This is a genomic window from Streptomyces changanensis (assembly GCF_024600715.1).
Lineage (GTDB): Bacteria > Actinomycetota > Actinomycetes > Streptomycetales > Streptomycetaceae > Streptomyces > Streptomyces changanensis.
This window is the reverse complement of the sequence record NZ_CP102332.1, coordinates 6,102,083-6,115,055: the sequence shown is the minus strand read 5'-3', so window position 1 is coordinate 6,115,055 and position 12,973 is coordinate 6,102,083. Positions and strand designations below refer to the sequence as shown.

Sequence of the window (12,973 nt, the reverse complement as noted above, 5' to 3'; positions counted from 1 at the left end):
GGTTCACCCATGCACCCCGCGTACGCGAACCGAACGAGGACCTGATGACCGCTACCCCCGTGGCGTCCGGCACCCGGCCGCCCACCCCCCTCGGACGCCCCTTCGTCTGGCTCTGGCACGCGTGCGCGGGCTCGAACCTGGCCGACGGCATCTACCAGGTCGCCCTGCCCGTCACCGCCGTCCACCTCGGCGGCGGTGCGGGCGGGGTGGCCCTGGTCGCGGCCATGTCGCGGGCCCCGTGGCTGGTCTTCGCGCTCTTCTCCGGCCTCCTCGTCGACCGGTGCGACGAGCGCCGGCTCATGCGGATCGTGAACAGCGGGCGCGTCGTCGTCCTCGGCACCACGGCGCTCTTACTGGCGCTCGGCCGGGCCGACATCGCCGTACTCGCCACGGCCGCGTTCCTCCTCGGCATCGGGGAGACGATCTTCGACACGGCGTTCCACACCACGACCCCCGGCCTGGTCGCGCCGGACCAGCTGGAACGCGCCAACTCGCGGCTGCAGGCCGCCGAGATCACCACCAACCAGATGGCCGGCCCGCCCCTCGGCGGCATCCTGCTCGGCCTGTCCGCCGGTCTGGCCTTCGGCGCCACCGCCCTGCTCTACCTCGCCACCGTCCTGGCGCTCCTGGCCCTGCCCGCCTCCGGGAAGACCACCCCGACCGCCCCGGACGCCCCGACCGCCCCGGACGCCCCGGGCACGCCGGGCGCTCCGGGGTCCCGGGGCGACGCCTCCGCTGCCGGGCGGCCCGGCATCATCACCGACATCCGCACCGGGCTGCGCTTCCTCGTCGGCAACCGCACCCTGTTCGTCTACGCCCTGGGCGTGGGCGCCCTGAACCTCGCCTGGGCCGCGGTCTACGCCGCGCTGCCCGTACTGGCCCTGCCGCCCGGCCCGTTGGGGCTGAGCAGCGCGTCGTACGGGTCCCTGCTGATGGTCGCGGGCGTCAGTGGCCTCGTCGTCGGGCTGCTGTCCGCCACCGCCATCGGCCGCCTGGGGGCGCGCCCCAGCATGGCGCTGGGGCTCGCGGGGATGGCCGTCGGCTTCCTCCTGCCGGGGCTGCGCCCCACGGTGGCCGTGCTCGGCGTCGGGCTGGGGTTCACCGGCCTGCTCATCCTGATCAACGTCGTCACCGTGTCGTACCGGCAGCGCACGGTCCCGCAGCACCTCCTGGGCCGGGTCACGTCGGCGTACCGGCTGATCGCCTTCGGCTGCCTGCCGGTGGGCTCCGCCCTGGCCGGTGTCATCGGCAGCCATTTCGGCCCCCGTCCGGTCCTGGTGCTCGCCGGCTGCGTCGTCTGCGCGGTGGCGATCCCCATGACCGTGTACACCCGACCGGCCACCGACGACACACCGGCGCACGCCGCCTGACGGCCCGTCACCACAGGGTGCCGCACCCCCCGCCGTACCGGCACGTCGGCACCGCGCCCGGCGCCGCACACTCCGACACCCCACTCGGCACATCGAACTTCGACCCCGAACTCCGAACTCCGCACTCCGACAGCGAGGGACAGCCATGACCAGCACGCCCGCCCGGACCGACACCACCGACCTCGCCTCCCTGATCGGCAGGAGCGCCGACGTCGTCCACCGGGTCACCGACAAGGACGCGGCCACCAACTGGGGCAACGACCTGCCCGTCCTCGCCACGCCCGTCCTCCTGTGGCTGAGCGAGATCGCCTCGATGAAGGTGATCGACCCGGCCGTCACCGACCAGGACATGACGGTGGGGCTGGCGCACGACTCGGCCCACCTCGCACCGACCCCGGTCGGCGAGGAGGTCACCGTCTCGGCGACCCTGACCGGGGTGGAGGGCCGCAAGCTGGTCTTCGACGTCGTCGCACGCGACGCGGCCGCCACCGTCCTCAGCGGGCGCCACACCCGGGCGGTCATCAACCGCGCGCGGTTCACGGAGAAGCTCGCCCCCCGTCTGCGGACCACCGACCGGAGCGCGTGAGGGTTCAGGCCGGCCGTCGCAGCCAGGAGTCGAGAGCCGCGTAGTCGACCTCCGTCAGCCCACGGCGGGGGTCGACCCGGTGCAGCAGGGCGGGTCCCGGGTGGTGGGCGGCGACCCAGGCCCGGTCGACCCCGGTGATCTCGTCGTCGACCCAGGCGAACGGACGGCCCGCCGCCCAGGAGACGAGGCCGCGGACCTTCCAGTGCAACCCGTCCCGCGCGTCCCGGTCATCGGCGTCCGACGGTTCGGGCCAGTGCACCACCGGCAGTTGCGCCAGGCCGATGAGCGGGGCGACGCACTCGTTCGCGTCGTCCGCCCAGGTCGTCGCCCAGACCACGTCACAGGACAGCGCCGCCAGCCGGGACCCGTGCGCCGGGTCGATCCGGGACAGCAGAGGATGCGCCCCGCAGCCCGGCACGTGCCCCGTCGGATGGGTGGGGTACTCGTGGGGCTCCGCCCCGAAGGGGATGAGAGGTCCGTCGACGTCGAGGAAGAGCAGCGGACGCTGCGGCGAGCCGGTCACAGCGGCACCTTATCGACCGGCGTGGAGGGGCTCGGCCGGCGCCCGCTCCCCCGTCCGCGCCCGCGCCGCCGGGATCGCGGACCGCCCGCGGCACGGACCGCCCGCGGCGTCACGTCCTCCCCACCGGCGGGGCGTCGGGCGGGTCCGGGGCGAAGGTGAGCGCTCCGGCGGGGCAGAGGGAGACGGCTTCCCGGGCGGCCGCCCCGGCCGACCCGGCCGCGACCACGGCGCGGGCACCCCGGGGCAAGGGGGAGAGCGGGCCCGTGCAGAGCGTCACGGAGTGGGCGACCGGGATCGCCTCGCAGTACCCGCGGCTGCGCACCCGCCTGGAGGCGCACCAGGGGGCCGACCCGGTGGAACTGTCGCGGGAGAAGTTCGCGTTCGGTGTGGAGGCCATCCTCGACGGCCTCGAAGCCCGTCTCCGCGACCGCGATCGGGACCGCGCCCCGGACCGGGACGGAGACCGGGAGCCGGACGGGGGCCGGGAGCCGGAGCCGGCCGCGGCCCCGGTCGCGATTCCGGATGCGGAGCGGGAGCCCGAGCCGCGTCCGGCGCGTTGACGCGGCCCCTCCCCGCCGGCGCGTCGACGCCCCTCCCCGCCATCGGGCCGGCGACGCCCTGCGGACCGCGCGCGGGGCGCGGGCCCGCCCCGCGGGGCGTGTTCCGGCGCCGCGTCAGGCGGAGCCGCCCCGGCCGCCGAAGCGTCCGGTGATCGAGGCGAGCTTCTGGCGGACGCCGCGGGTGACGAGGGCCGCGCCGTCGGGGTCCCGCAGGGTGGCCTTCGCCGTCTTCTTCCCCTGCTCGAACGGGACGTGCGGCGGGATCGGCGCGATGTCGGCGTCGACCCGGAACTCCAGGACGACGGGGCGGTCACTGCGCAGCGCCGCGTCCCAGGCGTTCCCGACCTCCTCGGGATCGTCGCAGTAGACGCCCTTGAGGCCGAGCAGTTCGGCGTAGCGGGCGTACGGCACGTCGGGGAGGTCCTGGGATCCGGGGAACTTCGGATCGCCGGTCAGTGCGCGCTGCTCCCACGTGACCTGGTTGAGGTCCTGGTTGTTGAAGACGCAGAAGATCAGAGGCGGTCCGCCCGCGAGCCGGTCCGCGTACCGCTTCACGGTGATCATCTCGTTCATGCCGTTCATCTGGAACGCGCCGTCCCCGATGATCGCGATCACGGGCCGGTCGGGGTGGGCGAAGCGCGCGGCGATGGCGTACGGCGTCGCGGGGCCCATCGTCGCGAGGGTGCCGGACAACGAGGCGTGCATGCCCTGGCGGAGGTCGAGGTGGCGCGCCCACCAGTTGGTGGCGGAACCGGAGTCCGCGGTCAGGAGGCAGCCGTCGGGCAGGCGCGCGGAGAGCTCCGCGATGACGGCCTGGGGGTTGATCCTGCCGTCGAAGGACTGCGCGGCGCGCCGGTCGCAGACGCGACGCCACTCCTCGACGCCCTCCTCGACCTTCTCGCGCCACCCGCGGTCCTCCTTGCGGCGGAGCAGCGGGATCAGCGCCCTCAGCGTCTCCGTCGCGTCACCGACGAGGTGGGCCTCCATGGGGTAGCGCATGCCGATCATCCGGCCGTCGATGTCGATCTCCACGCCGCGCGCCTGCCCCTCGTCCGGGAGCCACTCGGCGTACGGGAAGGACGTGCCCACCATCAGCAGCGTGTCGCAGCCACGAATCATGTCGTCGCTGGCCGTGCTGCCGAGCAGGCCGATCGGGCCGGTGACGTAGGGCAGGTCGTCGGGGAGCACCTCACGTCCCAGCAGGGCCTTGGCGACGCCGGCGCCGAGAAGTTCGGCGGTCTCCATGACCTCGGCCTCCGCACCGGCGGCGCCCTGACCGATGACCATGGCGACCTTGGAGCCCTCGTTGAGGACGTCGGCGGCCCTGCGCAGCTCCTCCTCGTCGGGCAGCACGCGCGGCCGGCTCCAGCCGATGCTGGAGAAGACGGAACCGTGCTCCTTCGGCGGGGAGGGCTGCGCGTCCTCCTCCTGCACGTCACCGGGGATGATGATCGTGGCCACCGAGCGGGTCGTCAGGGCCGTCTTGAAGGCCCGGTCCACGACGTGCCGCGCCTGCCCCGGGTGGACGATCATCTGGCAGTACTCCGAGACGTCCGCGAAGAGCCGCTCCAGGGCGATCTCCTGCTGGTACGAGGAGCCGAGGCTCATCCGCTTCTGCTGGCCGACGATCGCGACGACCGGCTGGTGGTCCAGCTTGGCGTCGTACAGGCCGTTGAGGAGGTGGATCGCCCCCGGTCCGGACGTGGCGATGCAGCAGCCCACCTCCGAGGTGAACTTGGCGTGACCGCACGCCATGAACGCCGCGGCCTCCTCGTGCCGCGCCTGGATGAACTCGGGGCCGGCCTCCGCGCGGTCGAAGGCGCCGAGGAGTCCGCTGATGCCGTCGCCCGGATACCCGTACACGCGCTCGACACCCCACCCGCGGACGCGTTCCAGTACGAAGTCGGCCACCGAGGTCATCGCTTCTCCTCCCGCACGCGGTCAGTCGTCCCGTCCGGGTCACCGCCACGGCACGGGGCAAACCAGCCCGCCCCGTGCCCGCCGCCCGCGACGCCACCTCTGCGTACTCCTAGTGCTGGGTCTGGGTCTGGGTGCGGTCGAGGGCCGGGTCCGGGCGTTCGCCGAGGTACTCCACCCAGGCCTTCTTGACGCAGGGGTAGTGGGTGGCCGCCTCCACCAGGTTCATGAAGTTGACGATGTTCGCCTCGAACCTCTCCCGGAGGGTCTCGTCCACGATGCGCCCGCCGCCGTCGAGCTGGGTGTGGGCGGCCGCGAGGGAGAACATGTCCGGGTAGACACGGGCTCCGAGGTGTTCCAGGGGAACGCGCAGGGCCCACAGTCCGCGGTTCCCGCCGGCCATCGACGGGGACGCGGACAGCAGCAGCCCCTGCAGTTCGTTGAACGGCTGCGGGCGGAACCGCGAGGTCCAGTCGATGAGGTTCTTCAGGACGCCGGGTACCGAGGCGTTGTACTCGGGCGACGCGATGATCAGCGCGTCCACCTCCAGCAGCCGCTCGCGGAAGCGCTCGGCGCCGGCCGGGATGCCGTGGGCGGCCTCGACGTCGGCGTCGTAGTCGGGCACCTCGAACTCCTTGACGGAGGCGAAGGCGGCCGCGGCCCCGTTGGCCCGGACGGTGGCGGCGGCCAGCTCGGCGAGCCTGGTGTTGAACGAGTCGGTACGGCGGGAGCCGGTCAGGACGAGGAAGGACAGTGGGCGGCGGGTGGGGGTGCTCATGAACCTGCCTTTCGGGCGGTACACCGGGCGGAGCGTCGGCCGAGGGGGCGGCCGGGCTGGCGCGGGGCGCGGCCGCGGTGGTGCCGCGCCCCGCCGTACCACTGTGCGCGGTACCGGGCGCGGTGCGCCGGGCGGCGCGGCCATACGGGCCACCGGGTCCCGTCCCCCCGGACCGATCGGCCCCCGGCGGACGTGCGCTACATTTTGCGTCGCCTTGACCACGATCACCCACGATCACTTCTGCCACGGGGAGCCGGCTCATCATGATCGACATCGTCAACGGACTCGGCCGGGCCTCCGCCTACGGCGGTCTCGGCCTGGTCCTGCTGATCCTCGGCATAGTCCTGGTCGACGTCCTGACGCCCGGCAACCTCCGCCGGCTCGTCTGGGAGCAGCGCAACCGCAACGGCGCCCTGCTCCTGAGTTCGGCGCTGCTCGGTGTCGGCGGCATCGTCTTCACCTCCATCTGGACGACGTACGACGACTTCGGCAAGGGGTTGGTGTCGACGGCCGTCTTCGGCCTCCTGGGTCTGGTGATGATGGCGCTGGCGTTCGTGGTCGTGGACGTCATCACGCCGGGCCGCCTGGGCGCGCTCCTGGTCGAGCCGGAGCCGCACCCGGCGGTGTGGGTGACGGCGTCCTGCAACATCGCGGTGTCCGCCATCGTCTCGGCGTCCATCGCCTGACCCGCGGGCGGCCCGGCCGCCGTCCGGCGTACCGTCCGCGGCGGCGTCCGGGCGGTCCGCCGTCCCGTCGCCGGTCGCCGGTCGCATGCCCGCCCGGCGCGGCCCGGCCGGCACACCCCGCCGGCAGGCCCGGCGCCGCCGGCACCACTCTCTCGTCCGCCCGCCCGCCGCCCCGCTGCCGCCGCCCGCCCCGCTGCCGCCGTCGTGGCGAGTGGCGGCGGCAGCGGGGCGGACGAGGCCGGCCGGGGGACGTGACGCGGCCGTCGGTCGCGCCGACGCGGCGTCAGTGCCGGGGGCGGCGACGCGGCGTCACGTGCCCGGGGCGGCGGGCTCCACTTCCAGGTAGCGGCGCCTGCGCGGCCCCCGGTAGAGCAGGGCCTCCCAGCCCAGCCGCTCCAGCGTCCGCGCGCACGCGGTCAGCGCGGCCTCCTCCTCCTGCGCGGCGCCACCGCCCGGCGGGCCCACCCACTCGACCCGCACCTGACCGGGCCGCTCCCCCGGCACGACCCGGTAGCCGGTCGCGGCGCGCGCCCCATCGGCGTCGAGCCCCGAGGGTGCGGTGCCGGCGGCCTCCAGGGCCAGGGCGACCGCCCGCACCGGCCGGCTGCGCTCCCAGGCGGCCGGCACCGCCTGCGGGTCGCCGCCCCCCGTGTGCGTCAGGCGCCGTATCTGGAGCAGCCCCTCGAACGCCACGCGTACCTCGGTGGCGCGCCGGCGGGCCGCGTCCGGGTCCCGTGCCGGGTCGGGCAGCGGCGGCCCGTCCCCCGTGGCGGCCTCGAACCCCGTGCCGCCCGCGTCGGTCACCTCAGCCTCCTGATGTCGCCGCGCACCCGGTAGAAGCCGCCGGACGCCGCGTGCAGCGCGTCCACCACGTACCGCGCGCCGGGCTCGCGTATGGCGCGCGGGAACTGGACGTTCCACGACGGCTCGTACCCCTCCGACACCACGTGCACGCGGACCCGCCCGCCGTTCTGGACGCACTCCACGACGACCGCGCCGGCGGGAGCCTGCGCCACCGACGCCACCGAGGTCGCGGCGGTCGCCGGGGCGTACGTCGGCAGGGTCGCGGCGAGCTTGACGTCCCTCGCGACCGGGACCGTGCCCTGCTGCGCCGCCGCGATGGCGGCCTCGCTCGCGTCCACGCACACCAGTGCGCCGTCCGTCGTCACCAGGTACAGCCGCTCGTCGCGGTACTGCATCGACAGGGCGGAGCCGCCGCCGGTGCCCAGCTTCCACAGGCGCGTGCCGTGCCGGTCGAAGCAGTACACGGACGACGAGCCGTCGCCGGCGAAGACGAAGCGCCCGCCGGGCGACGTCGCGCACGAGTACACCGCGCTGTCGCAGGCGTAGGTCGCCTCGATCCGCCCGTCGTCCTTCGCCAGGCGCTGGACCACGCGGTGCGCCGTCCCCGCGTACACCTCGGTGTCCTCCTGCCAGCCGAAGAGGACCCCGCCGCGGGTCGGCGTGTGCCACAGCTCGCCGCCGCCGTCGGGGGCGTAGGCGGTGACGCCGCGGTGGTGGCCGTGGTAGACGGCGCGGTCGTCGGCGCGGACCATCCAGGCGTGCTCACCCCGCCCGGCGCGGGCCCACTGGTGCTCGTCCTCGTGGTCGATGACGGTGAGGCGACCGCCCCGGTCCGAGACGTTGAGGACGCCCTCGTGGATGTCCAGCCAGAAGATGTCGACGTCGGCCGCGATGTCGTACGCCGCGAACGGCAGCTTCGACGACAGGTCGTACACACGGCCGTCGTCGCAGCCGGCGTAGATCCAGAAGTCGTCCGCCACCAGGCACTTCACGCCGTCGGGGAGGCTGAAGCGGGCGAGGACGCCACCGTCGTGGTCGAGGGTGTAGACGTCCCCGGCCTGGTTGCCCACCCAGCAGCGGTCGTCGTCGACGTGGATGCCGAACGCGGCCGAGCCCGTGCGGAACCGCCACAGCACCGGTGCGACCGCCCGCGCGGTGGACGGGGTCGAGGCGACCTGACGGCGGGTCACGGAACGGGGGGCGCGCCCGCCCCGCACGGCCGGCTCGTACCCCTTGCGGACCTTCTCACCGACCTTCTTCGCGGCGGCGGCCCTGGCCTTCTCCACTGTGGCGAACGTCGACGTCTGCACCTGACCGGCCGCGCCGATCCTCCCGTACCGCACCGTCACCACGAGCCCGTCGACGGTGACCTCGTAGAACTTGTGCGCGCCACCGCCGTCCTGCGACAGCTCCAGGTACGTCGTCGACGCCGTGGACACAGCGGACATGGCAGACCCCTCCCCAGGACGGTCCCCCCGGCCTTCCCGCGGGGTCCCACTGCTCGAAACGGTAGGCCGCGCCACTGACAGTCGCCCGGCCCCGGCTCCCGGACGGAGCACTCCGGCGGGCGCCCGGGCCCGCCGACGGCGACGATGGTGTCGTCGCCGGTGCGTCCGTCGACGGGGACGAGACCACGGCGGGAGCGGCCGGGCGGAGGAGGCGTGGAACATGCGTCTGCCGCGTACGCGCCGGGCCCGGGTCACGGCGTCGCTGACCGTCCTCGCGGTGCTGGCCACGGGGAGCGTCGTCATCGGCCGGACGGCGGGGTCGCCGCAGACCACCGCGCGCCCCGCCGGCACCGGAGCGCCGCGCGGCGCCCACCACCGGCCGTCGCGCCCGGCGATCGTGCCGCGCACGGCCTGGCACGCGGAGAGCGTGTCGACGGCGCCCGCCGCCCGGTACGCGCCGGCGGTGCGGGCCGCCGTCATCCACCACACGAGCACGCCGAACGACTACGACTGCGCGAGCGTGCCGGGGACGCTGCGCGGCCTGTACGCGGGCCACGCCCACGGCAGGCACTGGGACGACATCGGGTACAACTTCCTCGTCGACGCCTGCGGCACCATCTACGAGGGTCGGGCGGGCGGGGTGGACCGGGCGGTCATCGGCGCCCACACCAAGGGCTTCAACGAGGGCACGGTGGGCATCGCCGCCATCGGGACGTTCCCGGAGGGCACCCCGGTGCCCGAGCCGATGCTCGACGCCATCGCCCGGCTGGTCGCCTGGAAGCTCGACCCCGCGGGCCCCGATCCACGCGGCACGGTCAGCCTGGTCTCCACCAGCGACGAGTCCCGCTTCCCGGAGGGCACCAAGGCCGCGCTGCCGGTCGTCGGGGGCCACACGGACGGCTATCCGACGGGCTGCCCGGGAGCGGCCCTGTACGCGCGGCTCCCCGACATCAGCGCGCGGGCGGCCCGGCTGCAACGGCGCTGATCCACGCGTCGGCGAGCAGTTGGTGGCCGGCGGGCGTGGGGTGCACCCCGTCGTGGAGCCAGTGCGCGGCCGGGGCGCGCCGTGCCGCCTCGTCGAACACGGGTTGGAGGCGCACCGGTTCCACCCGGTGCGCGGCGGCAAGCTCGGCCACCACCTTCTGGCGGAGCAGCACCTGCGCGGCGAGGGCCTCGTCGAAGTCGGAGCCGGGGCCGCTGGGCAGCGAGAACGGCTCGCACAGCACGATCCGCACGTGGGGCAGGGCCTGACGGGTCCGGGTGAGGAGGGCGTCGTACGCCGTGTGGAAGCCCTGCGCGTCGATGTCGCCGCACTCGCCGTCCACGACGCGCCAGGCGTCGTTGACGCCGACGAGGATCGACAGGAGGTCGGGCGCGGGGTCGAGGGCGTCGGTCTGCCAGCGGGCTGCCAGCTCCGCGACCTTGTCGCCGGCCACACCCCGGTTGGTGAACCGCCAGCGGTGGCCGGGCGCCCGCGCGGTGGCGCGGGCGGCGACCAGGTGGACGTAGCCGTGGCCGAGGGCGGCGTTGACGTCCGCGTCCGCGCTCCGGTCGCGGCCGCCGTCCGTGACGGAGTCGCCCTGGAAGAGGATGTGCGAGCCGGCGGGGACGTGCAGGGGCATGCGGACTCCGGAAGCCGGGGGCCTGGGGGCCTGACCTGGATGGTTTCACTCGGAACCTATTTCCGCTCGGAGCGGTGGGCAAGACCCGGTGCCAGGGGCGCGCCCTTCCGAAAGTTTCGCGCCGGCGCGCCGGGTGCGTAGTGTCCGGCTGTTTTCTGTTGTCGCGCGCCCGCTGACGGGTCCCCTGACGACAGGACGACGGGAACACGACGGGCGAGGCGGGGCATGCACACGGACGGCGAGCACATACCGGAGCTGGTGAGCGCGGCACGGGCGGGTGACGGCCGCGCGCGCGAACGCCTCGTCGCGGACTACCTGCCGCTGGTCTACAACGTCGTCGGACGGGCCCTGGACGGGCACCCGGACGTCGACGACGTGGTGCAGGACACGATGTACCGGGCGCTGACCGGCCTGGCCGGGCTGCGCGAGCCGTCCCGGTTCCGCTCCTGGCTCGTCGCCATCGCGATGAACCAGGTGCGGCGCCGCTGGAGCGAGGGCCGCCAGGCGCCCGTCGCCTCGGCGGAGCGCCTCGCCGAGCGGCCCGACCCGGCGGGGGACTTCGTGGACCTGACGATCCTGCGGCTCGGCCTCTCGGGGCAGCGCCGTGAGGTCGCCGAGGCGACCCGGTGGCTCGACGAGGGCGACCGGGACCTGCTGGCCCTGTGGTGGCAGGAGGCCGCCGGGCAGCTCACGCGCGCGGAGCTGGCCGAGGCGCTGGGCGTACCCGCACGGCACGCGGCGGTGCGGGTGCAGCGGATGAGGACCCAGTTGGAGACGGGCCGGGTGGTGGTGCGCGCCCTGGCGGCGCGGCCGCGGTGCCGGGCGCTGGCACGGCTCACGGCGGACTGGGACGGGCGTCCGGCGCCGGTGTGGCGCAAGCGCGTGGCCCGGCACGCCCGGGGCTGCCGCGCCTGCGGGGGGCACCGGTCCGGTCTCGTCCCGGCCGAGGGTCTCCTGGCGGGACTCGCCCTGGTCGTCCCCCTGTCGGGGTACCCACTGGTCTCGGGCGCGGGCGCGGGCGCGGGTGTCGGTGAGGCGGCGTACGCCTCCTGGTGGGCCGCTCCGGACGCGGCAGGCACGGTGGGCGGAACGGTCGACGCGGCACCGGTACCGGTACCGCACGGGGCGCCGATACCGGACGGACCGCCCGTGCCGGACGGGGTCTCGTCCGTGGGCGGCGGTACGGGCGGGGCAGGAGTCCCGCCAGGGGGCGTCACGGGCGGCGGCCCTGCCGCCGGGGCGGCGCGATGGCGGCTGCCCGCCGCGGTGGGCGGCCTCGCCGTGGGCGGGGCGCTGCTGGCCGCGCTCTGGCCGGCGACGAGCGGGCCCCCCGCACCGGCCCCGCCGACGACCGCTCCCCTCACGACGGGGCCGGCCGCGCCGCGGACGCCCGCGTCCTCCCCCGCGCCGCCGCCCAGCCCCTCACCGACCGCGTCGCCCAGCCCGAGCGCCCCCTCCCCCACTCCGTCGGCGAGCCGCACACGATCCGCCGGACCGAGCACGGCGCAGCGGCTGACGGACCTGGTCAACGCCCGCCGCGCCGAGGTCGGGTGCGCGCCGCTGCGGCTGGACCCCCGGCTGACGGCCGCCGCACGGGCCCACGCGCGCGACATGGTCGACCGGGGCTACTTCGCGCACGCGGACCCCGAGGGCCGTAACGCGGACACGCGGATCGCGGGCGAGGGGTACGACGCCGGCGCGTGGGCCGAGAACCTGCACCGGGGCCCCCGCGATCCGGCGGTGGTGGTGGACGACTGGATGGACGGCGCGATGCACGAGGAGAACATGCTCGGCTGCCGGTACCGGGACACCGGGGTGGCCGCCGTGCCCGGCCCGCAGGGCACCGTCTGGGTGCAGACCCTGGCGGACCCGGCCTGACCCGCCGGTTCCGTCGCATCCCCCCCGGCGCCGAAGGGGGGTGTCCGGCTCCCCGTACGGCCGTCCCCCTCCGTCCCACCGGCCCTTCCGTCTCACCGGCCCTTCCGCCGCCAATATCCCTTTCCGCCCCTTCCGGCCTCGCCGTCCTACTTGGCGACGGCGAAGTCCTGTACCCACCAGGGGCCGTCGGAGCCGAGGTTCACGCCGACTCCGATGTCCCGGAACGCGCAGTTCAGGATGTTGTCGCGGTGCGTAGGGCTCCTCATCCAGCCCCGCACGGCGGTGTCGCCCCTGCGCGCGGGTGCGGTGGAAAACGGCCAAGCGGGATGCCGTGGTGGCCCCTACGGGTGGCTCCGGCGTGCGGGGCGCGGACCCCCGGGTGAGGCTGGACCCCGTGGCGCAGCTGATCACGATCGACGTGGGCGACGGCAGTGGCGGTGCCGCCGTCTTCGAGACCGAGGCCGGTCTGGTGCCGGTGGACACCGAGGGCGTCCCCGGCGAGGGGCTGACCGCCCGGGCCCGGGTGTCGTTCCAGGAGGCCCTGGAGCAGCTCGGGCCCACGCTGTCGAGCCTCTCGCGGACGCTCCGCGACATGGGTCCCGACGAGGCGGAGGTGGAGTTCGGCCTGAAGGTGGGCGGCGAGACCGGGGTGGTCGTCGCGAAGGGCACCGCGGGGGTGAACTTCGCCGTGCGCCTGGTCTGGCGGCGCGGCTGACCGTGCGCCGACAGCACGGGAGCGTCAGAAGGAAACGCTTCGTCGCCGTCGGGCGGGAGACGCACATGCGCGTGCTCCTGGTCCAC

The 12,973-nt window shown here is 75.1% G+C and carries 13 protein-coding genes and 1 pseudogene; 7 read left to right on the top strand and 7 right to left on the bottom strand.

All coding sequences use genetic code 11. The features are described 5' to 3' along the window. The first annotated feature begins 44 nt into the window (after positions 1–44). Together NRO40_RS26745 and NRO40_RS26740 are read left to right on the top strand one after the other, a co-directional pair. Entirely contained in the window at positions 45–1,370 is a 1,326-nt protein-coding gene (locus NRO40_RS26745) for an MFS transporter (RefSeq protein ID WP_058941188.1), read from the top strand. A gap of 145 nt (positions 1,371–1,515) precedes the next feature. Beyond that, positions 1,516–1,956, top strand: a complete 441-nt coding sequence (locus NRO40_RS26740; RefSeq protein WP_058941189.1) for a thioesterase family protein — start codon at positions 1,516–1,518, stop codon at positions 1,954–1,956. Between the two features lie 4 nt (positions 1,957–1,960). Here the strand turns inward: NRO40_RS26740 and NRO40_RS26735 are convergent, their stop codons facing one another. Beyond that, positions 1,961–2,479 carry an HAD domain-containing protein gene (locus NRO40_RS26735; RefSeq protein WP_058941190.1) on the bottom strand — a complete coding sequence of 173 codons (519 nt, stop codon included), beginning with the start codon at positions 2,477–2,479 and terminating at the stop codon, positions 1,961–1,963. A gap of 263 nt (positions 2,480–2,742) precedes the next feature. On the opposite strand from NRO40_RS26735, the gene NRO40_RS26730 reads away from it, so the two are divergent. After that, positions 2,743–3,039 (top strand): hypothetical protein, encoded by a 297-nt coding sequence (locus tag NRO40_RS26730; RefSeq protein ID WP_058941191.1) that lies wholly within the window; start codon positions 2,743–2,745, stop codon positions 3,037–3,039. A gap of 114 nt (positions 3,040–3,153) precedes the next feature. Here NRO40_RS26730 and NRO40_RS26725 read toward each other — a convergent pair whose 3' ends face one another. Together NRO40_RS26725 and NRO40_RS26720 are read right to left on the bottom strand one after the other, a co-directional pair. Then, entirely contained in the window at positions 3,154–4,959 is a 1,806-nt protein-coding gene (locus tag NRO40_RS26725) for a thiamine pyrophosphate-requiring protein (protein WP_058941192.1), read from the bottom strand. Between the two features lie 109 nt (positions 4,960–5,068). After that, entirely contained in the window at positions 5,069–5,734 is a 666-nt protein-coding gene (locus tag NRO40_RS26720; protein ID WP_058941193.1) for an NADPH-dependent FMN reductase, read from the bottom strand. A 263-nt stretch (positions 5,735–5,997) separates the two neighbouring features. On the opposite strand from NRO40_RS26720, the gene NRO40_RS26715 reads away from it, so the two are divergent. After that, the gene (locus NRO40_RS26715; RefSeq protein ID WP_058941194.1) at positions 5,998–6,420 is read left to right on the top strand and encodes a DUF350 domain-containing protein; all 423 of its coding nucleotides are present in this window, start codon (positions 5,998–6,000) and stop codon (positions 6,418–6,420) included. A 309-nt stretch (positions 6,421–6,729) separates the two neighbouring features. Here NRO40_RS26715 and NRO40_RS26710 read toward each other — a convergent pair whose 3' ends face one another. Both NRO40_RS26710 and NRO40_RS26705 read right to left on the bottom strand, forming a co-directional pair. Continuing rightward, positions 6,730–7,224, bottom strand: a complete 495-nt coding sequence (locus NRO40_RS26710) for a hypothetical protein (protein ID WP_058941195.1) — start codon at positions 7,222–7,224, stop codon at positions 6,730–6,732. Beyond that, positions 7,221–8,672 carry a WGR domain-containing protein gene (locus NRO40_RS26705; protein WP_058941196.1) on the bottom strand — a complete coding sequence of 484 codons (1,452 nt, stop codon included), beginning with the start codon at positions 8,670–8,672 and terminating at the stop codon, positions 7,221–7,223. The genes NRO40_RS26710 and NRO40_RS26705 overlap by 4 nt, the downstream gene beginning before the upstream one ends. Before the next feature lie 220 nt (positions 8,673–8,892). Between NRO40_RS26705 and NRO40_RS26700 the strand changes: the two genes are divergently transcribed. Next, positions 8,893–9,657, top strand: coding sequence for a peptidoglycan recognition protein family protein (locus NRO40_RS26700; RefSeq protein WP_058941197.1), 765 nt, complete (start codon positions 8,893–8,895; stop codon positions 9,655–9,657). Here NRO40_RS26700 and NRO40_RS26695 read toward each other — a convergent pair. After that, positions 9,623–10,294 carry an SGNH/GDSL hydrolase family protein gene (locus tag NRO40_RS26695; protein WP_058941198.1) on the bottom strand — a complete coding sequence of 224 codons (672 nt, stop codon included), beginning with the start codon at positions 10,292–10,294 and terminating at the stop codon, positions 9,623–9,625. The genes NRO40_RS26700 and NRO40_RS26695 overlap by 35 nt on opposite strands. A gap of 225 nt (positions 10,295–10,519) precedes the next feature. On the opposite strand from NRO40_RS26695, the gene NRO40_RS26690 reads away from it, so the two are divergent. Next, complete coding sequence (locus NRO40_RS26690; protein ID WP_058941199.1) at positions 10,520–12,172, top strand: sigma-70 family RNA polymerase sigma factor; 1,653 nt, start codon at positions 10,520–10,522, stop codon at positions 12,170–12,172. A 146-nt stretch (positions 12,173–12,318) separates the two neighbouring features. On the opposite strand, the pseudogene NRO40_RS26685 reads toward NRO40_RS26690, so the two are convergent. Further along, positions 12,319–12,468 (bottom strand): annotated as a pseudogene (locus tag NRO40_RS26685) (CAP domain-containing protein); the annotation flags it as partial. A 98-nt stretch (positions 12,469–12,566) separates the two neighbouring features. Between NRO40_RS26685 and NRO40_RS26680 the strand changes: the two are divergent. After that, the gene (locus NRO40_RS26680; RefSeq protein ID WP_107115039.1) at positions 12,567–12,887 is read left to right on the top strand and encodes a CU044_2847 family protein; all 321 of its coding nucleotides are present in this window, start codon (positions 12,567–12,569) and stop codon (positions 12,885–12,887) included. Positions 12,888–12,973: the final 86 nt, after the last annotated feature.